General features: G+C 53.1%; 22 protein-coding genes. 13 read left to right on the forward strand and 9 right to left on the reverse strand.

Annotated features, from left to right (window positions below):
* Nucleotides 1-20: 20 nt before the first annotated feature.
* Nucleotides 21-227, reverse strand: a complete 207-nt coding sequence (locus QMO62_RS10560; RefSeq protein WP_284640933.1) for a DUF3906 family protein — start codon at nt 225-227, stop codon at nt 21-23.
* A 159-nt stretch (nt 228-386) separates the two neighbouring features.
* On the opposite strand from QMO62_RS10560, the gene QMO62_RS10565 reads away from it, so the two are divergent.
* Nucleotides 387-827, forward strand: coding sequence for a peroxiredoxin (locus QMO62_RS10565; RefSeq protein ID WP_284640934.1), 441 nt, complete (start codon nt 387-389; stop codon nt 825-827).
* A 73-nt stretch (nt 828-900) separates the two neighbouring features.
* Here the strand turns inward: QMO62_RS10565 and pfkA are convergent, their stop codons facing one another.
* The 4 genes from pfkA to QMO62_RS10585 are packed head-to-tail and all read right to left on the reverse strand — an operon-like array spanning nt 901 to nt 3,944.
* Nucleotides 901-1,866 (reverse strand): 6-phosphofructokinase, encoded by a 966-nt coding sequence (gene pfkA / locus QMO62_RS10570; RefSeq protein ID WP_284640935.1) that lies wholly within the window; start codon nt 1,864-1,866, stop codon nt 901-903.
* A 48-nt stretch (nt 1,867-1,914) separates the two neighbouring features.
* On the reverse strand, nt 1,915-2,940 hold the full coding sequence (locus QMO62_RS10575) for a tetraprenyl-beta-curcumene synthase family protein (RefSeq protein WP_284644916.1): 1,026 nt from the start codon (nt 2,938-2,940) through the stop codon (nt 1,915-1,917).
* A 37-nt stretch (nt 2,941-2,977) separates the two neighbouring features.
* Entirely contained in the window at nt 2,978-3,589 is a 612-nt protein-coding gene (locus tag QMO62_RS10580) for a hypothetical protein (protein WP_284640936.1), read from the reverse strand.
* Between the two features lie 37 nt (nt 3,590-3,626).
* Nucleotides 3,627-3,944: a hypothetical protein gene (locus QMO62_RS10585; RefSeq protein ID WP_284640937.1), complete on the reverse strand. Its 318-nt coding sequence runs from the start codon at nt 3,942-3,944 to the stop codon at nt 3,627-3,629.
* A gap of 205 nt (nt 3,945-4,149) precedes the next feature.
* On the opposite strand from QMO62_RS10585, the gene QMO62_RS10590 reads away from it, so the two are divergent.
* From QMO62_RS10590 to QMO62_RS10615, 6 genes are all read left to right on the forward strand, one after another.
* Nucleotides 4,150-5,511 (forward strand): multi antimicrobial extrusion protein MatE, encoded by a 1,362-nt coding sequence (locus QMO62_RS10590; RefSeq protein ID WP_284640938.1) that lies wholly within the window; start codon nt 4,150-4,152, stop codon nt 5,509-5,511.
* Complete coding sequence (locus QMO62_RS10595; RefSeq protein WP_284640939.1) at nt 5,512-6,702, forward strand: MFS transporter; 1,191 nt, start codon at nt 5,512-5,514, stop codon at nt 6,700-6,702.
* A 157-nt stretch (nt 6,703-6,859) separates the two neighbouring features.
* Nucleotides 6,860-7,552, forward strand: coding sequence for an ABC transporter ATP-binding protein (locus QMO62_RS10600; protein ID WP_284640940.1), 693 nt, complete (start codon nt 6,860-6,862; stop codon nt 7,550-7,552).
* A complete protein-coding gene (locus tag QMO62_RS10605) occupies nt 7,549-8,943 on the forward strand; it encodes an ABC transporter permease (RefSeq protein ID WP_284640941.1) in 1,395 nt (464 codons plus the stop codon). Before QMO62_RS10600 ends, QMO62_RS10605 begins: the two co-directional genes overlap by 4 nt.
* Before the next feature lie 16 nt (nt 8,944-8,959).
* On the forward strand, nt 8,960-10,054 hold the full coding sequence (locus QMO62_RS10610) for an efflux RND transporter periplasmic adaptor subunit (RefSeq protein WP_284640942.1): 1,095 nt from the start codon (nt 8,960-8,962) through the stop codon (nt 10,052-10,054).
* A gap of 171 nt (nt 10,055-10,225) precedes the next feature.
* The gene (locus QMO62_RS10615) at nt 10,226-10,873 is read left to right on the forward strand and encodes a nitroreductase family protein (protein WP_284644917.1); all 648 of its coding nucleotides are present in this window, start codon (nt 10,226-10,228) and stop codon (nt 10,871-10,873) included.
* Nucleotides 10,874-11,040: 167 nt separating this feature from the next.
* Here QMO62_RS10615 and QMO62_RS10620 read toward each other — a convergent pair whose 3' ends face one another.
* Nucleotides 11,041-11,238, reverse strand: coding sequence for a cold shock domain-containing protein (locus QMO62_RS10620; RefSeq protein ID WP_284640943.1), 198 nt, complete (start codon nt 11,236-11,238; stop codon nt 11,041-11,043).
* 86 nt (nt 11,239-11,324) lie between these two features.
* Nucleotides 11,325-12,035, reverse strand: a complete 711-nt coding sequence (locus QMO62_RS10625; RefSeq protein WP_284640944.1) for a class I SAM-dependent methyltransferase — start codon at nt 12,033-12,035, stop codon at nt 11,325-11,327.
* A gap of 265 nt (nt 12,036-12,300) precedes the next feature.
* Between QMO62_RS10625 and QMO62_RS10630 the strand changes: the two genes are divergently transcribed.
* A complete protein-coding gene (locus tag QMO62_RS10630; protein ID WP_284644918.1) occupies nt 12,301-12,492 on the forward strand; it encodes a hypothetical protein in 192 nt (63 codons plus the stop codon).
* Between the two features lie 281 nt (nt 12,493-12,773).
* A complete protein-coding gene (locus QMO62_RS10635; protein WP_284640945.1) occupies nt 12,774-13,571 on the forward strand; it encodes a TerC family protein in 798 nt (265 codons plus the stop codon).
* A 48-nt stretch (nt 13,572-13,619) separates the two neighbouring features.
* Here QMO62_RS10635 and QMO62_RS10640 read toward each other — a convergent pair whose 3' ends face one another.
* Nucleotides 13,620-15,302 (reverse strand): thiamine pyrophosphate-binding protein, encoded by a 1,683-nt coding sequence (locus QMO62_RS10640; RefSeq protein ID WP_284640946.1) that lies wholly within the window; start codon nt 15,300-15,302, stop codon nt 13,620-13,622.
* Nucleotides 15,303-15,456: 154 nt separating this feature from the next.
* Between QMO62_RS10640 and QMO62_RS10645 the strand changes: the two genes are divergently transcribed.
* The 4 genes from QMO62_RS10645 (at nt 15,457) to QMO62_RS10660 (ending at nt 20,834) form a co-directional block, all read left to right on the forward strand.
* Nucleotides 15,457-15,639 carry a hypothetical protein gene (locus tag QMO62_RS10645; protein ID WP_284640947.1) on the forward strand — a complete coding sequence of 61 codons (183 nt, stop codon included), beginning with the start codon at nt 15,457-15,459 and terminating at the stop codon, nt 15,637-15,639.
* A 216-nt stretch (nt 15,640-15,855) separates the two neighbouring features.
* Nucleotides 15,856-17,646, forward strand: coding sequence for an oligoendopeptidase F (gene pepF, locus QMO62_RS10650; RefSeq protein WP_284644919.1), 1,791 nt, complete (start codon nt 15,856-15,858; stop codon nt 17,644-17,646).
* A gap of 296 nt (nt 17,647-17,942) precedes the next feature.
* The gene (locus QMO62_RS10655) at nt 17,943-18,230 is read left to right on the forward strand and encodes a LapA family protein (protein WP_284640948.1); all 288 of its coding nucleotides are present in this window, start codon (nt 17,943-17,945) and stop codon (nt 18,228-18,230) included.
* Between the two features lie 120 nt (nt 18,231-18,350).
* Complete coding sequence (locus tag QMO62_RS10660; RefSeq protein ID WP_284640949.1) at nt 18,351-20,834, forward strand: beta-propeller domain-containing protein; 2,484 nt, start codon at nt 18,351-18,353, stop codon at nt 20,832-20,834.
* A gap of 184 nt (nt 20,835-21,018) precedes the next feature.
* Here QMO62_RS10660 and QMO62_RS10665 read toward each other — a convergent pair whose 3' ends face one another.
* The gene (locus QMO62_RS10665; protein ID WP_372516714.1) at nt 21,019-21,855 is read right to left on the reverse strand and encodes a DUF92 domain-containing protein; all 837 of its coding nucleotides are present in this window, start codon (nt 21,853-21,855) and stop codon (nt 21,019-21,021) included.
* Nucleotides 21,856-21,877: the final 22 nt, after the last annotated feature.

Raw genomic sequence — 21,877 nt, forward strand, 5'->3', positions numbered from 1 at the left:
AAACTTCCGGATGCAGTTGTTTACGAGGAGGCCTCAATCACATAGCCTGAGCCCTTGACCGCACGCTTTTTCTCGATAATACTTGCCTCGGTCACCTCCGGGCTTTTCACGTAATGCCGAACAAGCAGCTCTTCCAAGTATTCGAAGGCTTGAGCGTCATTCTCGGCCATCACGATCACATGGATGGAATGGGTCCGAAGCTCGACTTCCATTTTATACATATACATACAATGTCCTCCTTGGGTCGATGGACTGCTCCCCCATCCTAACGGAAAAATCTTGTAGAAGCAAGCCTCGGCTTGCCCGCCCGTATATGTTTCTATACAATGAAGTCATGTTGGGAATAACCGGCTGCGAGCCGGTCGAAAAAAAGGAGGGACTTCCCCATGTTGTCCGTCGGTCAAGCCGCACCTGCCTTTACAGCTCACAGCACGAAGGGTCAGATCCTTCTTCAGGAATATTTGGGTAAGCAACCGATTGTACTTATTTTTTACCCGAAGGATGAAACCCCGATCTGCACCAAGCAGTTATGTGCGGTTCGCGACTCTGCAGCGCTGTATGCAGAATATAACGCCTTGGTGCTGGGAATCAATCCAGGCACTTTAGAGGAACATCAAACCTTTGCGAAGAAATTCCTGTATGATTTTCCGCTAGTAGTTGACCGCGATCAAGCGATCCGCCAGCTTTATGACGTCGGCAAAATCCTTGGACTGTTCGGTCAGCAGCGAGTAGTGTATGTGATCGGGAAAGACGGCCGCATTCTTTATGCGGAGAAAGGCAACCGTCCTACAGGAGAAATCCTTGCGGTGCTTGAACGTAACAAGTAACCGCATTAAAAAAGGAAGCAAGCGTATGGGACCCATCCCACCGGCCTGCTTCCTTCTTTCTTATCGGCTTATCTTATTGAGACAAACGCTTGCTCAGCTCATACAGCTCCATGTTGAAATCCTTCTTCGTATGAACCACCTTGTCGATATCCGTTGCGACCAGTTCGCCTTTCATGATACCGCAGGATTTGCCGGAATCTCCCTCGATCAGCTTGCGCACGGCAAAGTCGCCGAGACTGCTGGCCAGAACGCGGTCATTATGCGTAGGCGTACCGCCGCGCTGAATGTGACCAAGCACGGTAACGCGCGGCTCGATCCCATTACGCTCCGTAATGCCTCGAGCGATGTCCTCGCCCTTGCCCACGCCTTCCGCTACGATAACGATACTGTGTCGCTTGCCGTGTTTGAAATTTTCGGCCATCCGTTTCGATATCTCATCCAGATCATAAGGCACCTCCGGAACCAGAATCGTTTCGGCTCCGCTCGCCAGGCCTGCATACAGGGCAATATCACCGCAATGTCTGCCCATGACTTCTACAACCGAGGAACGCTCGTGAGAGCTCATCGTGTCGCGAAGCTTATTGATGGCGTCCACAACGATGCTAACCGCCGTATCGAACCCGATCGTAAAGTCGGTAAACGGAATGTCGTTATCGATCGTACCCGGCAGCCCCATCGTTTTGATGCCGAGCTTGCTCAGCTTGTTAGCCCCTTGGTAAGAGCCATCGCCGCCGATGACCACCAGACCGTCGATGCCGTGCTTGCGGAGATTCTCCGCACCCAGCTGCTGGCCTTCCGGTGTAGTGAATTCTTTGCAGCGAGCCGTTTGTAAAATGGTTCCGCCGCGCTGAATGATATCGCCGACGCTGCGCAGGTCCATAGGACGAATGTCGTCATTGATCAGACCGGCGTAGCCGCGCTGAACCCCGAATACCTCCAGTCCATGGTACAAGCCGCTGCGCACAACCGCGCGAACAGCGGCGTTCATTCCTTGCGAATCTCCGCCGCTGGTAAGAACGGCAATTTTTTTCACTGTCATAAGTAGGCTCCTCCTCTGTGCAATAGCACATTCTGTATATTCTATAAATTAAGACGTCTTCCGGATCCATACGCTGTTTACCAGGAAAAACATCCGCATCATCGGGCTTCCTTTCATCAGCTGCCTGGAAATGCGCTTCACCTGAGTTTGCTTGCTGACCTTGGGATCGGACAAATACAGGGCTAGCAAGCCCTCGATAATCATCCTATGGAACTTCGGCGCTTCCAGCAGATCCACCTTCGCATGGGCCTGACGAACGATCTCCGCAATGCGGTCCACCGTTTCATCCATGCCCCCGTAATAGCTGCAAAAGTTCAGGTCGCCCCCGATCAGATCCTCCTCTTGGTCAATCAAATAATCAAGCAAAATATGCAAGCCGCAAATGTAAGGAAAGTAAGCTTCATGAATCCGTTTTGCCGAGTCAGGCTGAAGCTTAGGCTGGGATGCCGCCAAAAACAGCATAAAAACCCCTAACGTCGAACCGGTAGCGGCGGCGAATTCATTCCAGCGTATGGCAGGATAGGCCGATGCGTGCTTGCTCCACCATTCATCCAGCGCGGCTTCACGCAGGTCATGGCGAATATGCTTGTACACCTGGAGATCACAGTACAGTCCGACCAAATGCCTTACTTCCTCTGCAACAACGGAATAGGAGGGCAGCATCCGAATACTGGCCTGACACGTCTTGACCAGCTCATACAGATAACCGCCGTCGTCCTTCTCTTCACGAAACTCATAATAGTCATGAAGAGGCTCTGCGGGGTCTACGGCATCCAACATCGATTGGTGCAGCCGGCGAAAATCAACCGGGTCCAGCGAGGTGCTCCGATCGCACAGGTTGTCCAAATAATCGCTGATCGTTTGGAACGCAACAATGAGCGGGATCAGCACATGCCGCATCGGCAAATGGGCCGCGGCATAGACAGCCCCGCCTTCGCAGTGGAATTGCTTGCTGGTCATACTGGCAATCGCTTGCGTTCGCAACTCCGGGTCCGGCATCCGATCGGCCAGCTCCCTCCAGGAGGCGAGCTGCTCCCGAACTCCGGGCAGGATATAGCGGTACACACAATACATCAGACGGAGCGGATTTCCCGGCGCCTTAGGCTGTAGGCTAGTGCTCTGGAAGTTCAATCAACTGACCTCCACCGCCGCTTTGAGCGTAAGAATACTGCAAAAGCCGCCTCATTTCAAGCCATTGGATATGCTGCAGCAGCTCCTCTGCCCCCGCCTCGCGTGCGACAGTCACTTGATGCTCCACCAGATCCACGAATGCGTAGGGGTCCCATTCCGATGCGCCGCTCAACTTCTCCAGCTTCTCACGAATTGGCGCATTCGAAATGTCCGACAGGCTGCACTCTTTTAAGTACTGAGAGGCATCCTTCGCCAATCTCTCATAAACCGGATGGGAGGAGACCATGCGAAACCAATACTTGGCGTTACTGTAATCCCCTTCCATGCGATGCATGATGCCGTGCCAGAAGCTGCCTGTAGGATGATGAAGGCTCTGGGAAAGCTCATGCGAGGCATCCAAACTTTCGTTAAACAGATGAAGGCCTGCTTTCACAGCCAGGGCGTAAGTGCGCTGCTCTCCTTGAAACCCGTCGACAGAAAGCTTGCCGATCTTGATATCATTCAAATCGTCCCATTCCTCAGCCGGGTATAGCGAAGGCTTGTGAGCGGTCAATGACCCTGCAAGCCTGTGTAACGTTTCGGTCCAACTCAAACGTAATGCCCTCCTTACGCTGCTGCCGAGATTTGCTCTATTGATGCGTCCTGCCGGACGAGATATCCTGATTCACTCGAAACCACAAATGCAGCTCGTTGATGGTGCTGGCCAGCTCGGCGATTTCGCTGTTTAAACGGCAGGAGGTCGGAAAGTGATCCTCGCCGTTCAGCTGATCCTGCTTCAAGATAATAATCCGTTCCAGCTTCTTGATCTGCTCTGGAATCGTACCGCGGATTCTTTCCCACTGCAGCAAAATATCCGCTTGCTCATACTCGGTGTAATCCTCCCACTCCTTCAGAAGATGCGGAAGCGGAATTCCTAAGCGCCGGTCAAGATCAAAGGTATAAGACATGGTAATTCTCTCCTTTCTACCTTCCGCCGAACGGAAGGATCGCAAGGCTTATAGCAGTTTATTTATAATAATGTATCACGAACCCCCCGTACGAAGCCAGTGGCATTCCGAATTTTTTTCACTCACGATTCCTTCGTTCGTGCTATAATGTTAGGAATGTTAACGATACGGCGTATACCATCTACTTAATGCGGGGGACAACAGCATGACTGAGCCACAAGCAACAAGGATCTCGTTCCGGCAGCTGCTCGCCTTCTTCATACCGCTTGGCATCTCGGCCAGCCTGGTAACGATCTCCCATGTCATCATCAATAGTACCTTGGCACGATCCGCCCAACCGGAAATTATCATCGCCAGCTATGCGCTGCCGCTTAGCATTCTGGGGATTATCGAACGCCCTGCCGTCCTGCTTCGGCAGACCTGCTCGGCACTCGTTCGCGACCGCCGGTCATTTCGGGCCATGTCCATCGTAGGCTGGAGCGTGCTCGGAGCCATTTTCGGTTTGGGGTTAACGATCAGCTATTCGCCTCTCGGTCCCTGGATCTTCCGCCATATCTTCGGCGCGGAAGAGAGCATGGTCGAGCCGATGCTGGAGGTGTACCGCGTTCTCATGTTCGTCAGCATCTTCTCGGGGATTCGCTGTCTCTATCATGGGATCATCATCTATAACCTTCGTACCAAATGGCTTACCATCGGCATGCTTGTCAGGCTGCTCAGCATGTACCTGCTTTCTCTCTACTTTATTCATAAAGGCGTCGAGAGCGGGACCGTAGGGGCCATCATTTTCCTTACAGGTATGGCCGTCGAAGCCGCCGTCAGCTTCTGGGAAGGGAGATCCTTACTGAAGCATTCGATTCCAGAAGTGAAGGAAGATCATGACGTCAGCAAGCCAGCGCAAATTTTTCAATTTTACCGGCCGCTGCTGTATTCGTCGCTGCTCGCCGTTATTGTCGGGCCTTCCATTAATGCCTTTCTCGGCAAAACAACGGACATCAAGCTGGCCATTGCCTCCTTCGCTATAGCGGCGAGCCTGGCGCAGCTGGTGATGAGCTTTTTCTCCTATACACATCAAATTGTAATGAACTTTTACCGCAAGGACGCAGCTTCCGTGCGGCGCTTTTTCTTTATTTTGTGGCTTATTCCCAGCCTGCTCATCGCCATACTGTCTTATACCTCCGCAGGACCTTGGTTTCTGGAGCATGTCATGGGGGTTAACGAGCGGCTGCAGGAAGCCAGCATATCGACATTGAAGGTGTTCATGATCATGACGCTGATCTTCCCTCTTCTGGATTTCGGCAACGGTCTGCTGATGCTGCGGGGACAAACGAAGGTCATGGTGTGGTCTCAAGCTTCAAATGTCGGCATTACGCTCATTACGCTGCTTGTGACCTCTCTTTTGTTCCCGGGCTGGAACGGAGGCATCGGCGCCTTCGCACAATCGCTTGGCGTGCTGGCCGAGGTTGCCGTGGTGATGTATGTGATCTGGCTTGCCGGCCGGACGGAAGGAAGACTGCCGCATCCGGCGGCGGTGAAAAATGCTATGAATGCAGAATCGAGTGGACAATAAATGAAGGATCGGAATGCTTTGTTTTCTTCTTTTACCGTGCTTCGAACGTTTTCATTTTCCTGCTATATGACGATGGCCGTCATTGTTTCTTATTTCCCGTTGTATTTCCAGTCACGCGGGCTTTCCACCCTACAGATCGGAGCGATTTATTCGATCGGCCCCTTGATCGGGATCGGCTCGAACCTGTTCTGGGGCTTCTTGAGCGACAAGTACCGGACAGTCAAAAAAATATTGATCCTGGTCCTGATCGGCCAGTGGATCTTGGCCTTTTTTGTGTTTCAAAGTGATGCCTATACCTTGCTTCTTGTACTGATGTCGGTATTCTTCTTCTTTCAATCGCCGGTGACATCCCTGACAGATAGCCTAACGCTGCTGAGCATACGCAACACGGGCAAAAGCTTCGCTTCCTTCCGGGTTTGGGGCTCCATCGGCTTCGCCTTTGCCGCCCTCGTCTTCGGACAGCTGATGAAAGGAATGGGGACAGACCTGATCGTGTACCTATGCCTGTTTACTATCGGTCTCTCCTTCCTGCTTTCTTTAGGGCTTAAGGATGCAGGAGAAGGAAGCCGCAACAAGCCGGACTTCAGCAATCTGCTGCCCATCATATCTTCCCGGCCCTTTCTCGCCTTTATGCTGATCGTATTAACCGTCTCCGTCGCCCATCGCATGAATGATAATTTCCTGGCGCTATTCCTGCAGCGTCTCGGAGCGGACCCATCTCTTGTGGGTCTGTCCTGGATGTCCTCGGCACTCGCGGAGATTCCGATCTTCTTCCTGCTGAGCAGGTTCGGCCACCGCTTCAAGGAGCTTCCGCTGCTGATCCTGTGCAGTCTTGTCTATACCGTACGCTTCCTGCTAATGAGCCGGGTGACGGACCCTAGTCTTGTCATTTTTATTCAGCTGCTGCACTCCTTGTCTTTCGGTATCTTCCTGTTTACGGTCATCCGTTACATTCAGCGTCTCGTGCCGGATCAGTTTCGCGCCTCCGGTCAAGCGCTGTTCGCCGTCACCTGGTCCGGTCTGGCCGGCTTGCTCAGCGGGTTGGTGGGCGGATGGGTCTTTAATACTTGGGGACCTCATACGGTGTACAGCGTAAGCTCTGTTCTGGCCTTTATTGCTATGATCGGTTTTATCGTGCTTCACATGGTGCTTAAAGATCAAGAGCCGGCTGAGGAAGCCTCGAGCTCCTAATTATACTTCTCTGCCCGACGATCGGCCTGATGCTGATGTCGGGTATTTTTTTGGTACCAAGTCTTAACAATTTCTTAAGTTTATCCAATTCCTGCAACTCTTCCTTGCGTACCACGTCTAGTCTAACACCAACCAGAACTAGAATCGGAGGGGTTATGTGCTTGCCGTAGAACAATTATCGCACGAATTTCTTATTGCCGGCGATCCGGCGCCGGTGCTTCAAGAAATCAACTTCGAGGTGCACAAGGGCGAGATCGTCGCTCTTCTCGGAAGCTCCGGCTCCGGCAAATCAACGCTGCTGAATTTAATGGCCGGGCTTATGAAGCCGACACGCGGCAGCATTAAGATCTCCGGTCATCGCATCGAAACCATGAATGAGAATCAGCTTGCCGAATTTCGACGAGCGCATATCGGGTTTATATTCCAGGCCTACGAGCTTATTCCCCATCTTACGGTCCGGGAGAATGTCGAGCTGCCGCTTGTATTCCAGGGGATGAAATCCAAGCTGCGGCGGGAGAAAGCGCTGAGCCTGCTGACAAAGGTCGGCCTTGGCGACAAATCGGAGATGTTCCCTTCCCAATTGTCCGGCGGTCAGCAGCAGCGCGTCAGTATCGCACGCTCGCTGATTACGGAGCCGGCGATCGTATTCGCGGATGAGCCCACAGGAAACCTCGATACCAAGACCGAAAAGGAGATTATTGACCTGCTGCTGGAGCTCAACCGGACGCTCGGCATCACCTTCGTCATCGTAACGCATGAGCTTGAGGTAGCCAAACGGACCCGTCGGGTCATTCAGCTGCGTGACGGCCGACTGGTCGAGGACGCATCGTGGGAAGGTGACGGCGAATGAAATTCGGTGACTACTTACGGCTTGGCTGGGATCAGCTGAAACGCAGGATCGTGGTAACCGCCTTATGCGCGATGGGCATCGCCATCGGCTCTGCATCCATTATCGTCGCCCTCTCCTTCGGTGAGTCCGTCAATCATTACAGCCGTAAATCCATGGGCTTCTATTTAAAGACGGATGAAATTACGGTCCGCAGCGGACAGAACCTGGAGTCTGACGGAGGAAGCGCCGACCCGAACGCTTCGAAGCCTTACGAGCTGACCAAGGCCAAGGTCGAGCTGATGCGTACCTTGCCGCATGTGAAGGCGCTCGCTTCGTACCAAACCTTGAACGGCTATGAGTTCGAGGTGGATGGCAAGAGAGGCAATATTTATGAGCTCTATGCGACCGAATTGGATACGCTCGACGATTTCGGCTACGAAATGCATCAGGGAGGCCCCACCGAGCTCGAGAACACCATCATTCTCAGCTACGGTGCAACCATGGGCCTTAGAGACCAGCAATCCGCCGCTTCCGGAAGACAAGCGAATCCAGTTCCGTCCGGTCGTGAAGCCGAGCAGAGATGGCGGGAGCAGATGCTGATCGCTTATCCTCTGTATCAGAAGCAGCTTATTCTGACGCCGCGTATTCATCTGCAAGGAGTGGGAGAAATCAGCGGCACTCCCATCCCTCTTCGTGTCGTCGGCGTGCTGAAAAAGCCCGAAGGCGTCCCTGACGACGTCATCATGAACCAGAAGACGGCCTTCGTCTCCCCCGCCCTCGGCAAGCGTCTGCAGGACGCCATGCTGGCTATGAACGGGGGCAAGGCTATCGAGAATCCCCGCAGCACAGCGGCCGGCGGCGATTACAACGAGGTCAAGCTGAAAATTGATGACAGCAAGCATGTACGAGAGGTAGAGCAGCTGCTTCAGAAGCTTCGCCTTTCGGTGGAGACGAACATCCATCGGGAAGAGAGAATGGCCGGCGAGCTGGTAATCCTTCGGCTTGTGTTCGGAGGCGTAGGGCTGTTCATTCTGTTCGTCGCTTCGATTTCCATCGTAGTAGCCATGACCATGTCGACCTACCAGAGACGGCGCCAGATCGGCATTATGAAGGTGCTGGGAGCGAACCTGAGGCAAATTCGCAACATGTTCATGATCGAATCCACTTTGCTGGGCTTACTTGGTGGCTTCTCCGGCATCCTCCTGTCCTATTGGGTCATCTGGGGGATCAACATCGTTGTCCTGCGCTTTTCCCCTCCCCGGCCGGGAGCCGATCAGGAGTTTTTGTTCATCAGTCCTTGGATTCTGCCGTTAGGACTGTTCTTCGCCGTGTTGACCGGAGTGCTGTCCGGCATTTATCCGGCCGTCAAAGCGTCCAAAACCGACGCGCTTACCGCTATTAAACGAGACTAACCGGGAGAGAAAAACGATGAAAAAGAAAACATGGATTACCTCCTTAGCCGTGATGACGGTTGTCGGTGTGACGGCGACCCTTTACATACAAAGCCACCCGTCAAGTCCTCCGCCTCAGAACTCCTTGCAGACAGCGAACGCCCTGCGATTTCAAGCGGCACGGGAGGATATTGTCAGCACCGTTGAGGTCAAAGGGAAGTCCTCCTATCAGAAGGAAACCTATGTGAATGCCCCTTTCACCGCGGATGTGAAGAGCTGGTCCGTAACCGACGGCGCTCAGGTGAAAAAAGGCGATGTGCTGTTCCGGCTGGACGATTCCCTCATGCAAAGTGAAATCGCGCAGCTTCAGGCGGGAAATAAGAAGCAGGAGATGGATCTCCGGCTTGCCGAATTTCAAGAAAGCACAGGAACGATCTCCACTGTTACCGCTGCCTCTGTCGGGGAAACGGAAGCGAAGCAGCGATTCGCGCAAGCGGAGACACGCAGGATGCAGGAGGACATTAGCCGCTTGACCCTCGAACACAACTACAAGCAGCTGACGCAAAAAACGGAGAAGCTGAAATCCGCTGAGTTCCTTGCACCGGAGGAGGGCATTTTCCTGTTTAACGATACGAAGGAGCCCCAATCCGTCAAGGAAAACGAACGTATCGGTAAAATTGTCGATATTACTAAGCTTCAGCTGCTCTGCATGGTTGGGGAATATGATCTGTTCCGCCTGAAGGTGGGCATGACCGTTCAGGTCAAGGTCGAGGCGTTGAAGGGAGTCAAACTGCAAGGCAAGGTGGAACGTCTGTCCAAATTTGCCAAAACCGCTTCCGATTCCGGTGCCGCGAACGCAGCTGCAGCCCAGTTTGAGGTCGTCATTTCGCTTGAGCCTCATGAGCAGTTGATTGCGGGCTTAAGCCTAACAGCGACCATCGAAACGGACCGGAAGCAAGGCACACTGGTCATTCCTACCCTGGCCATCCAACGGGATAAGGAGCAATATTACGTCATGGTTGAGGGCTCGCAAGGACTGGAGAAGCGGATTCTCCAGATCGGGCTGGAAACGCCGGACAAAACGGAAGTGCTTAGCGGCCTGCAGGAGGGGGAAACCGTCGTGCTTCAGTGATCGAATGATCACCGCTCTTCTCGATGTATGATTTGATGTGTTAAAAGGTTGCGGGCTGTCATACATATCGTTTATAATGAAGGGTAACTTTTAACACCTGGTACTAAACCAATGCGATCATGACAGCCTTTGAAGGGATGAAGACGAATGACCAGCACTACTACTTCTACTATTCACTATGATGAGTTCAAGAACATCGTACTTGACCGGCGCAGTGTCCGGAAATATACGGAGCAGGAAGTTTCGTTGGAGGATATACGCGAAATTATCGATTGCGCACGGTATGCACCGAGCGACACGAATTCTCAGACCTGGGAGTTCATTGCCGTTAAGAACCGTGAGCTGATTCAAGAGATCGAGCGCGTGACTTGGGAACAGCTTCATAAGAAAGGCGAAGAGGCCGAGCAGAAGGGATTGTCCAAGGAAGGACGACTGCTGGTCAAATCGTTCGGTCCGTATGCCACCGCCTTCTCTCAGGCCCCTGTGCTGATCGTCTGTTTGGCGACTCCTTATGCCTCCAAGTTCCGTGAGCGGATCTTCGATCCGATCGGCTTCGTATCCGATGCCGTGTGGGAAGAGGAAGGCATCAAGAGCAGCTGCCTTGCCGCGCAGAACCTGATGCTGGCGGCCCATGCCCGCGGCCTCGCTACTTGTCCGATGACCGGACCGGTGCTGCTCGCGCAAGAGCAGCTGCGGGAGCTGCTGAATATTCGCCCGGAGTGTCAGATCAACATGGTCATTGCGCTGGGACATCCGTCGGAGCGTCCGGCCCGATTGGCCCGCAAAGAGATCGACGACATTTTGACCATTATTGAATAGGAACAAGTACTCCGGCTGTTGCTGTCATAGCGACAGCCGGTTTTTTTCATATCGCAACCGCGCGATGTTCAAAAGCAACACAAAAAAGCGGCTCCCGGAGGTAACTCCAGGGAACCGCTCTTTGGGCTGTGCTATGATATAAGAGCTCCTACAGAGGAGCATCTATCTTATAACTTGATAACGTTAGCCGCTTGAGGACCACGGTTTCCTTCAACGATTTCGAATTCAACCGCTTGACCTTCATCCAATGTCTTGAAGCCGTCGCCTTGGATTGCGGAGAAGTGAACGAATACATCGTCGCCGCCTTCTACTTGAATGAATCCGTAGCCTTTTTCTGCGTTAAACCATTTTACTGTACCTTTCAATGAAAACAACCTCCTAGATGTATCGCCATCAAGGGCGAATGTGTCAAGTATATCACCATTATAAGGATAAATCAACTTGCTTCGTTTTATTCATGAGCCTTGTCAATACGCAAATAATTGGCGGATTCGGGGATAAACGGCAGCCCCGTTGCACCGATCACCGGCTTTCCTCCAAAGGCTCTCACATCTGTCAGCAAACGATCCATGCAGGGATAAGGCTCGAAGCCGAGCGTCATCACCGGATACAGGCGAATTTGCCCTCCGGGACGGCAAACCCGGTATAATTCGCGAATCGCCGATATATGGAAATCATAATCGAATTGTTCATGATACAAAAATAAAAAATGGCTGCTTACCACAAGGGGAAAGGTATCGGATGCAAACGGCAGTTTGGGTAGCGTGGCCGCCACGTATCTCCCCTGCTCCCGGCCGCTGCGGAAATCCTCGGCAAAACGATGCAAGGATGCTTCTCGCATAGCCTTGTGCCGTGTCAGATCGCCGTAGAACGTCCAGTCTAAATGCTCCTTTAGCCGGTCCAGCTTGGCGGTGGAGGCTTCAATCTCACGGCTGGCATGGTCTATGATCTCCTCGAAGCCGTTCCCGTACTGCGGATCGACAGCTACGGCCTCCGTCCCATTGGCGTACGCCTCTGCGACGAACGAAGAAGCCCCGGCCGCCACATCAAGAATGGGGCCCGTGCTGACTGCAGACGGATTCAGCGCAAACATCCGGATATACTCCTCATAGGAGCGGCATGTCATGGCAACACCGATTTGTTCATACTTCACTTGACTCATGTCTCATCTCTCCTCTTCTCAGCTAGCTATGGTCATCGCATGACCTTGGCTCAAGCTTCCACAGACCCTCCGATCCGTGCTGAAGCTTTGGTAGATCATACCATATGGCTTCAAGCGGTGGCAATATTTAATTTTCAAGCGCTTTGTACTTTGCTTTTCTAGCATCGGACATGATAAATTAGCTATAACTATACACGTTAGGGGTAATGGATCAGTGGCACACGGCATTCAAAAACACGTCATCTACAAAAAAGACAAATGGAACATGCTCACGGTGGAAGAGAACGGCAAGCAGCTCATTTTAAGGGAAATATCGGATCAATGGGGCGAGGATTGCCATACCTTCCTGAGCAGACCTGCTATGATGCACTGGGCGGAACACCGGTTTCGCAAGGAAGACTTCACAGGTAATGAAGACGAATATAACGCGATCATGGAAGCTTTCCGCAGCGTTTAGTCCTTTCTGCTCAAAAAAGGGTTGACAAAGAGCCTGTCTACTCGGTACAATGATGTCAATTACATAAGATGTCCTCCAAAGGGGAGTAGCTGTTACAGTAAAGTCGTCAATTCGGGAATCCCGCAAGGGAAACTCCGGCTTTATTGGCAACGTCCACGTTGTTAGCAAGACCTTTGCCATTACTAGGTAAAGGTCTTTTCTGCGTTTAAATGACCTTTACCATAATTGGTAGAGGTCATTTTTATGTAGTTCAACAAATCACCTGAAGGAGTGTGTCGTACATGGAGTGGTTTTCACCGGCATTTTTCACTGCATTACTCAGCATCATCTTAATCGACCTCGTCTTGGCCGGAGATAACGCGATCGTGATCGGAATGGCGGCGCGGAATCTCCCGAAAGAGCATCAACGCAACGCGATTTTATGGGGTACCGTCGGCGCCATCGTCATTCGGGCGCTAGCCACCCTCGCTGTAGTCTGGCTCCTCAAGCTTCCCGCTCTGCTGCTCATCGGAGGCGTGGTGCTGATATGGATCGCCTACAAGCTTCTCGTTGACAAGAAGGAGCACAATGTCGAGGCCAAGCCCCAGCTGTGGCCCGCAATCCAAACCATAATTGTTGCCGACGCGGTCATGGGCTTTGACAATGTCATGGCTGTTGCCGGAGCGGCTCATGGAGACTTCTGGCTTGTCATCATCGGCTTATTGATCAGTGTTCCGATTATGGTATGGGGCAGCACGCTCTTCATCTCCTGGGTGGAGAAATATCCATGGATCGTGTATATCGGATCCGGCGTACTGGCCTTCACTGCCGGTAAAATGCTGACTGGCGATTTGCTTGTGAAGGATTATTTCGCTGAGCACACCGCTTTGAAATGGATGATCGTTATTCTGGTCACAGTGGGCATTCTGGCCGCAGGCTACTGGAAGAAGATGAACGGCTCGCTCGTATCGCTTAATGAGCATGGTCAGCTGACGATTCCTCAAGAGCTTGTGGATGAGGCGAAGATCCATCCGGAAGACAGCTTCCGCGCCAGCCGTGACGAGAAAGGTCGTTTGGTCCTCGTCAAAATGGAAAGCTAATTGCCAAAAAGACCTTTACCTAATTACTGGTAAAGGTCTTATTTTGCCTTATATCTTCGTATGCGGAACCGGTGTCGAGGCGGTTGCCACTTCAATCAGCACGGGAAGCCGTGACTTCATCGCCATCGCCAGGCTCTCTTCGAGCTGCTGCATATGACTCGCCTTCCTTCCAATCCCGCCGCAGGCCTCCGCAATCTTAGCAAAGTCCGGGTTGCGAATGATGCTGCCGAGTGTGCTCATCCCGGCATTCTCCATACGATTCTTCTCCATGGCGTAGGAGCTGTTGTTCATGATAACAAATACAATGGGCAGCTCCTGCTCGGCTGCGGTCTGGAATTCCAGCAGCGTTTGCACGGCTCCCCCATCCCCTGCGATAGCAATGACCTGTCGCTGCGGCTCCGCCAGCTTCGCCGCAATCGCTGCCGGCAGGGCAAAGCCAAGCGTCCGCCAGCGTCCGGAGAGCAATACCTCCTGCCCCGGCTTGGTTTGAAAAATCCGGTTGAACCACAAGGTATGCTCCCCTGTGTCAACGGCCACAATCGCCTGCTCGGGAGCTTGTGCGGCTATAGCTTGAATGACCCGCTGCGGCGCTAACGGTTCCGCGTTTCCGGAGCATTCCGCCTCCAGCCGAGCCTTCCATTCGTTCGTCACCTGGACAACTCTTGCTTTCCAAGTCTCCCTCGATGCCGCGAACATTCTAGCATCCTGCAGGAGCTCCGGAACGACCTGCTTCAAATCCCCTACAATCCCCTTGTGCAAAGAATGCCCCGCTCCCAGCGCTGCACGACTCTTATCCACCTGAAGGATTCTCGCCCTCGTCGGCACGTAATCGTCCGGCCACCAGGTGGCCCCCAGTATGAGAATACAGTCGCTTTCGGCAAGCAGGGTCGAGGACGATTCACTTCCTGCCTGACCCAATCCCCCGGCGTAGAGCTCATGGTCGTTAGGAAACAACGGTCTGGCCGGGAGGGTAGTCACCACAGCCGCTGACAGCTTCTCGGCAAGCTGCCGCACCTCCGCCTTCACCGAAGCAGTACCCCGGCCGATCAGCAGCACGGGCTTCTCCGCCTGCGCTATAAGCTCGGCCAGCTTGTCCACTTCCCCGCCGGGAGCATAGAGAGGCTGATGAAGATGCTCCTCATACGGCTTGATTACCCCCTGTACCTTCCGTTCGTAAAGATCCTTGGGGATGGAGAGATGCGCTACCTGCCCGTTCAATAATGCCTGCGTCATAGCTTGCTGCAGCAGCTCCGGAAGCGCATCGGGATGCCCTACCAGCTCCGAGGGCTTAGCGATCGCGGCGGCCAGCTTTTGCTGATCGATATACTGCTTGGCATGCGTGCCGATTTGGGACGTACCCACCTGCCCGGTAATGGCGAGTACGGGCGCGTAATCACTTGCAGCATCCGCTAATCCGTTCAGCAGGTTGGCTATGCCGGGACCGCTGGTGGCCATGCATACGGCCACCTTGCCGGTAAGCTTCGCTTCTGCCGAAGCCATCAAGGCAGCTGCGCTTTCATGACGGCATGGAATGTAGCGAATGTCGTTCTGTTTTCCAAGCTCATCCAGTACACTTAAATTGGCATCGCCTATGACTCCGTAGATCCTCTTGACATCCCAAGCCTGCAGCTGTCTTAACAGAAACTGCGCTACCGTGTACTGCTCGGAAGGTTTGGGCTGCCCGGCGTTCACAGGCTCGGCGGCAGGTGGGGCAATTGTCATTTGCGTCATCATGTGTCACCTCAGGTTCGTCATAATTTTCCTATCTGCGTTGTTTAGCCTTCCCCAAGCAGGAATTCGGAGTCACGGAAGCGAAGAGGTAGAGGCTGTCCTAATTTTGGTAATTACCCGTTTGCCACAACCATTAAGCCCTTGAGGTGATCCTATGAGCAACGCCGGTTCCATCATCACGTTTATTATCATTTCCTTCTCCCTCTCCCTCATCTTAATTTGGAAGAAGGATACGCTTCCTCCCGGGGTGAAACGGCCCTTGGCTTTGCTTGCGCTTGTGATGATCTCCATGTCCTTTTTTCTGATGATTTACAGCTTTATTTCGAACCCGATGTAGGCATTGAGAATTAGACTTCACGCTATGATTTTCATATACTAATATTTAAGCCGCGCTCCGGTAAAACTAGGAAAAATACCGGAGGAGCGTGAGCGAAACATGCGTGTGGTACCGTTAGTCCTGACCGGCATGCTGCTTTCCGGCACGTTGGCCTCAACTATGGCCTCGCCGGAGATCAGCCAGGCCAAACCATCGATCGAACCAAGGAGGGCTCCGATGAATCAAGTGCTGAAACGCAGCGAAGTACCTGTAGAAAACCGCTGGAGACTCGAGGATTTGTATGCGAATCAAGCGGCATGGGATAAGGAATACGAGCAAGTGAAGCAAGAGCTGAAGGAAGTATCGCAGTATCAAGGCAAGCTGAGTGACCCGGCGGCTATTAAAACGGTGTTCGAGCTCGACGACCGCATCTCGCTTTCTACCGAACGGCTCTACGTGTATGCCAATATGAAGCATCATGAAGACATGGCGGACCCTACCTACCAGGCCTTATCCGATAAATCGAAAAGATTGAGTGTGGAGGTCGGCGAAGCCACTTCCTTTATTTCCCCGGAAATTCTTAGCTTAAGCGACGAGCAGCTTCAGAAGCTGGTTGCGAATCCGGAGCTTGCTTTTTACAAGAGAACGCTGGAGGAGCTGATTCGCCAGAAGCAGCACGTGCTTAGCCAGAATGAAGAGGCGCTGCTCGCCCAGGTCGGCAATCTGGCCCAAGCCCCGGGAACGATCTTCGGTATGCTGAACAATGCGGACCTGAAATTCCCGAAGGTGAAAAATGAAAAAGGCGAAGAAGTCGAGCTGACGCACGGCCGCTACATACAGTTCCTGGAAAGCCGAAATCGCGAGGTGCGCAAGAATGCTTTTGAAGCGATGTACGCCACCTACGCCAAGCAGAAGAACACGATCGCCGCTACGCTCGCAGCGAATGTAACCAAGAACGTATTCTACGCCAAAGCGCGCAAGTATCCTTCCGTGCTTGAGATGTCCCTGTTCGGCGACAACATCAAGAAGGAAGTGTACACGAATCTGATCGATACGATCCATGAGTCTCTGCCGCTTATGCACCGGTATATGGAGCTCCGTCGCAAGCTGCTCAAGGTCGACAAGCTGCATATGTACGATCTGTTCGCTCCGCTCGTGGAAGAGTACGATATGGAGATCAGCTTCGATCAAGCGAAGGAAACCGTGAAGGACAGTCTGCAGCCTCTTGGCGAAGATTATCTCAAGGTGCTTCAGGAGGGCTTCAAGAATCACTGGATCGATGTCTACGAGAATGAAGGTAAGCGCAACGGTGCTTACAGCTGGGGTGCATACGGTACGCATCCTTACGTGCTGCTCAACCATAAGGACAACCTGAACAGCATGTTCACGCTGACGCACGAGATGGGCCATGCGCTCCATTCCTACTATTCCGACACGAATCAGCCTTACCGTTATGCGCAATATACGATTTTCCTGGCGGAAGTGGCATCGACGCTGAATGAAGCGCTGCTTATGGACTATATGCTGAAGAAGTCGACCGATCCGAAGGAAAAAATGTACCTGCTCACCTATTACATGGACCAGTTCCGTACAACGGTATTCCGTCAAACGATGTTCGCCGAATTTGAAATGATCATCCATGAAAAAGCGGAGCAGGGTGAGTCATTGACTCCGCAGCTGCTGAGCCAGGTGTACTATGATTTGAACTTGAAGTACTACGGCAAGGACATGGCGGTGGACCAGGACATCGAGATGGAATGGGCGCGCATTCCGCACTTCTACAACAGCTTCTACGTTTACAAATACGCAACGGGCTTCTCTGCAGCGACGAGCTTTGCGAAGCAAATTCTGGAGGAGGGCCAGCCGGCCGTAGACCGTTATCTGGGCTTCCTGAAGAGCGGCGGAAGCGACTACTCCATCAATATCCTGAAGAAGGCCGGTGTGGATATGTCCTCTCCGGAGCCGATCAAACAGGCCATGGATGTGTTCAAGGAGCTGCTGGTTGAGATGGAAAAGCTGGCGAAATAACAGCTTACCGCTTCCCTTACGGTGCGGAGCCGGCGGTTATCTGTAAAGTGATTATTTAGCCTTAGAGACCGGGATTCCGGGTTTGACGGCTTATAAGGTGATTTTTCAGCTTAAGGTCCCCTTTGTTCGCTAAGAATTGTTCATTGTGGCGCTGTAAGGTGAGCTTTTAACGTTACAGCTGAGAAGTCTTGATCAAGCAAGCTCTTAAGACGATGTAATAGCTTAAAGTTACTTCCAGGCTGAGTCCGGGTCCACGGGCTTCAGCCTGTTTTTCCAATCAGAGAGGGGGGAATGTCATGAAAGCACAAGTGGTGTTGGTTTGCGCATTTCTTTTTGCCATCGTAACGGCCATGTTCGCCGTAATTAATGTGGAAAGCGTTCGCGTTAACTTTTTGTTCACCGAAGCCTATATCCCGCTTATTTTAGTTATCCTCGGTTCTACCTTGCTTGGGGGACTCATCTTCGGCTTTATCGGGCTTATTCGGCAGTACAAGCTGCAGCGTCGCATTCGAGTACTCGAAAAGCAGCTTCAGGAGAAGGAAGTCACTCCGCCAAGCCCGGAACATGTTACTAGTACGGAATAACGAAAACAAGAGCCCTCCCATTCCATTAAATTTTTGGTCAAGCACAGTGGAGCATGAAACATTTTCCCAGTGATTTCCGTTTGGGGAAGTGAATAGCTCTTACTAGGGAGGGATTTTTTTGTGAGAAAACGAACCATGCTTACGGCGTGCCTGGCACTCGCTCTGCTGACCTCAGGGGCACCAGCCTCGCCCATCGAAGCCGAAACGGGTTCAAGCGTACGATTAAGCCTGAACGGAAGCCCTGTCGAGTTCAGCGCCAAGCCTCGGCTTATCGGAAGCACTCTCATGGTGCCGCTGCGTGACTTATCGGTTGCTCTCGGGGTAGCGGTGGAGTGGAAGGAAGATACGCATACGGCGACCGCCGTGAAAGGAGAGCGCAGCATTCAGCTGACCGCCGGGAGCGCAACCGCAACAAGACAAGGCACTCTAGTCGTGCTGGAGGAAGCACCCATTCAGGCGGAGGGCGGGAAGCTGCTGGTTCCCCTGCGGTTTTTCAGCGAATCGTTTGATTTCAATGTGTACTGGGACGGCTTGAATCAAAGTGTCGCCGTCGTTGACGCGGACAAAAGCTTACCTACCGTTGGCTCGATAGAGCGAATGGAGGAGCTCCTGGAGGAAGCGCGTCAGAATGGCGCAGGTGTGGGCTATGCTGTCCCGGCCATCCGAATGCCGATTGCTGCGGAGACATCGAAATCGGCCGCCACGGCTCCGCAGGCTGCCGCAGGAGCTGTATCGGACTCCGTCTCCGTCAAGGAGAAATCCACAGCCGGCTATTCCGGTACCAATGTTCAAGTGCAAGGCGTCGATGAAGCCGATGTCATCAAAACGGACGGTACCTACATTTATCAGGTCAACCGCAATCGAATTATCGTCACACAAGCGTATCCAGCGGAAAGCATGAAGGTTCTGAGCACAGTGGAGTTCTCGGACCCGCAGTTTCAGCCTCGTGAAATTTATGTGGATGACCGGCATTTGGTTGTGATCGGCAATACCCATTATCAGAAAACAGTCGCTCAGCCTGCCGCTTCCGGGGGCGCATCGACCCCCGCTGTAGTAAGCGATGCAGCGGTCGAGCCCGCTCCTCAAAAACCTGTTAAGGACATTCCCATGGTCCAATCGACGGTAAAGGCTCAAGCCATTGAAAAAATTCGGATTGTACCGGACTTCATGGTGAGACCCATACTATCCACGACAAAGACGATCGTCTATGAGCTGGGCGACCGCACAAGCCTAAAGCCGGTACGTGAAACGGAGATGGAAGGCTATTATGTTACCTCCCGCAAAATCGGTTCCTCTCTGTACTTGATCACGAATCAGTCCTTTTACAATTATTATGCGGCATTCTCCGCCATTACGAAGGCGGAGAAGGAGCAAGCCTTATCCACCCCCTCCTACCGCGACTCCGCCGCAGGGGATGATTTTATCAAAATCGGCTTTGAGGATATTCGTTACTTTCCGAAGTCCGTTGAGCCAAACTATCTGCTTGTCGGCGGCATCCGTCTTGATCAGCCGTCTCAGAAAATGACGGTGGCAAGCTACCTCGGCTCAGGGCAAAATGTATATGCCTCCGAAAAGCACCTGTATGTGACCGTGAGTGAAGCGGAGCCTATCGCAATCGACCGGAAGCCGGAGGCGTCAGGCAAGCTCCTCGCCCCGATGAGGGAAATGAACAGCGTCATCTACAAGTTCGGGCTAACGGATGGAGCAACACGTTATGAAGGCCGCGGCAAGGTGCCCGGGCAAGTGCTGAACCAGTTCTCTATGGATGAGCATGACGGGTACTTCCGGATCGCAACGACCAAAGGGGAAATGTGGCGAACCGACGATAACACCTCGAAGAACAATGTGTACGTCCTTGATGAAGCGATGAACACCGTAGGCAAGCTGGAGGACCTTGCGCCGGGAGAGAAAATCTACTCCGTCCGATATGCCGGAGACCGCGCTTATATGGTTACCTTCAAGCAAGTCGATCCGCTATTTGTCATTGATCTTAAGAATCCTGCGTCGCCGTCCGTGCTCGGCAAGCTGAAAATTCCCGGCTTCAGCGAGTACCTCCATCCGTATGATGAGAATCATGTCATCGGCTTCGGTAAGGAAGTGGAAGAAGTTCCAGTGAAGGGCCGCAGCGATACGGCACAGACAACGGCACTGGTGCAGGGGATGAAGCTGGCTCTCTTCGACGTATCCGACGTCGCGAATCCTAAGGAGCTCCACAAGGAAGTTATCGGGGTGCGCGGCACCTACTCGGAGCTGCTCCAGAACCATAAGGCGCTGCTCTTTTCCAAGGAGAAGCAGCTTCTGGCGTTCCCAGTGACGGTATATGAGGCACCGGATAAGGGCCAGGCAGGCTCCTATGGGCAATTTGCGTTCCAAGGCGCCTATGTATACCGCCTGGATCCGGAGCACGGCTTCGAGCTGCGGGGCAAAGTCACCCACCTTACCGAAGATCAGCTGTTGAAAGCGGGGAACCATTGGTACCCGAGCAATCGCAATATCGAACGTTTGCTCTATATTGGCGACACACTCTACAGTTCTTCTCAAAGTCTGCTGAAAGCCAATGACTTAACCACGCTGAAGGAGATAGGCGAAATCACGCTGCCTTAACGGAGCTTGGTTTTTGCCTATGCATCGGGTACAATGACGGAAGAACGATTACCCGATCTGGAGGCATTCTCATGGTTACTTTCATCATTGTCGTAGCGATCATCGTGTGTGTGCTCGTTTCATGGGCAACTTTATACGTGACCAAAAAAGCCTACTCGCGCAAATACGACGAGTAGACTTATGGTTACAGCAGGCTGCCTAGGGATTCGTACAAAGCGATGGCGACTATCCCTCCGGTTACGGAGCTGATCGCATTCACCGCATCGTTCGTCATCCAGGCAAACCCGCGGGTTCGAACCGCCGCTGCACTGCAGTGGCGGTTTTTCTCTATGTCCTTGCCGCAGACCTGGCACCGGTACATCACTTGGCACACCGCCCCCAGCCAGGAATCGGCCAGCGAGCCGGCCAGCCCGCTCGCCAATCCGATCAGCATGAGCGCTGCAGCCGTTCCATCAACAGGCACGCCGGCTGCCGTCTGTGCCGGGTTCGCCGCGATCAGCAGCCAAGCGACCGCCCCGATACACAGCCCCCCTGCCGCTGAAGCCGAAAGCCCTAACAGCGTCACTCCGCCCGAGGTGCCCGGCTCCACCTTCTTCAGGCTGATGATAGACCTCGGCGGTGCCGAGCTCAAGCCTCCGACCTCCGTTGCCCATGTATCCGCCGTTACAGTTGCCATCACGCCGATAAAAGCCGCCCACCACCCCGGATGAGGCCACATGGCATACCCAAGGCACAGCAGTACGCCGATGCCGCCGTTAGCGAGCACCTGGCCTGCTTCACGGCGGCCTGACTTGGCATAGCCGCTTTCCGCAGCAGCCTTTCTAGCATGCTTCCATTTGGAAAGTACACTGGAGGTGATGAAGAAAAAAATCAGTGTTCCGAACCATGCCAGGCTGCCAAAGGCGTACAACAACGTGCCTACCGCGACAGCGGCGGCAAACCCCGAAGCGGACAATGATTTTTTTACATAAGCGGCCCCTGCAATCAATCCGCTGCAAAGCAAGCCGACCACGATATCCAACACGGCTAAATCCCCTTCCCAT

This window comes from Paenibacillus silviterrae (genome assembly GCF_030167925.1).
Taxonomy (GTDB): domain Bacteria; phylum Bacillota; class Bacilli; order Paenibacillales; family NBRC-103111; genus Paenibacillus_G; species Paenibacillus_G silviterrae.

What these genes read in the sequence shown, in the direction of transcription:
- QMO62_RS10560 (WP_284640933.1), bottom strand. Translation starts at nt 227, where the DNA reads ATGTATATGTATAAAATGGAAGTCGAGCTTCGGACCCATTCCATCCAT.
- QMO62_RS10565 (WP_284640934.1), top strand. Translation starts at nt 387, where the DNA reads ATGTTGTCCGTCGGTCAAGCCGCACCTGCCTTTACAGCTCACAGCACG.
- pfkA (WP_284640935.1), bottom strand. Translation starts at nt 1,866, where the DNA reads ATGACAGTGAAAAAAATTGCCGTTCTTACCAGCGGCGGAGATTCGCAA.
- QMO62_RS10575 (WP_284644916.1), bottom strand. Translation starts at nt 2,940, where the DNA reads ATGTATTGTGTGTACCGCTATATCCTGCCCGGAGTTCGGGAGCAGCTC.
- QMO62_RS10585 (WP_284640937.1), bottom strand. Translation starts at nt 3,944, where the DNA reads ATGTCTTATACCTTTGATCTTGACCGGCGCTTAGGAATTCCGCTTCCG.
- QMO62_RS10590 (WP_284640938.1), top strand. Translation starts at nt 4,150, where the DNA reads ATGACTGAGCCACAAGCAACAAGGATCTCGTTCCGGCAGCTGCTCGCC.
- QMO62_RS10595 (WP_284640939.1), top strand. Translation starts at nt 5,512, where the DNA reads ATGAAGGATCGGAATGCTTTGTTTTCTTCTTTTACCGTGCTTCGAACG.
- QMO62_RS10605 (WP_284640941.1), top strand. Translation starts at nt 7,549, where the DNA reads ATGAAATTCGGTGACTACTTACGGCTTGGCTGGGATCAGCTGAAACGC.
- QMO62_RS10610 (WP_284640942.1), top strand. Translation starts at nt 8,960, where the DNA reads ATGAAAAAGAAAACATGGATTACCTCCTTAGCCGTGATGACGGTTGTC.
- QMO62_RS10625 (WP_284640944.1), bottom strand. Translation starts at nt 12,035, where the DNA reads ATGAGTCAAGTGAAGTATGAACAAATCGGTGTTGCCATGACATGCCGC.
- QMO62_RS10630 (WP_284644918.1), top strand. Translation starts at nt 12,301, where the DNA reads ATGCTCACGGTGGAAGAGAACGGCAAGCAGCTCATTTTAAGGGAAATA.
- QMO62_RS10635 (WP_284640945.1), top strand. Translation starts at nt 12,774, where the DNA reads ATGGAGTGGTTTTCACCGGCATTTTTCACTGCATTACTCAGCATCATC.
- QMO62_RS10640 (WP_284640946.1), bottom strand. Translation starts at nt 15,302, where the DNA reads ATGACGCAAATGACAATTGCCCCACCTGCCGCCGAGCCTGTGAACGCC.
- QMO62_RS10645 (WP_284640947.1), top strand. Translation starts at nt 15,457, where the DNA reads ATGAGCAACGCCGGTTCCATCATCACGTTTATTATCATTTCCTTCTCC.
- pepF (WP_284644919.1), top strand. Translation starts at nt 15,856, where the DNA reads ATGAATCAAGTGCTGAAACGCAGCGAAGTACCTGTAGAAAACCGCTGG.
- QMO62_RS10655 (WP_284640948.1), top strand. Translation starts at nt 17,943, where the DNA reads ATGAAAGCACAAGTGGTGTTGGTTTGCGCATTTCTTTTTGCCATCGTA.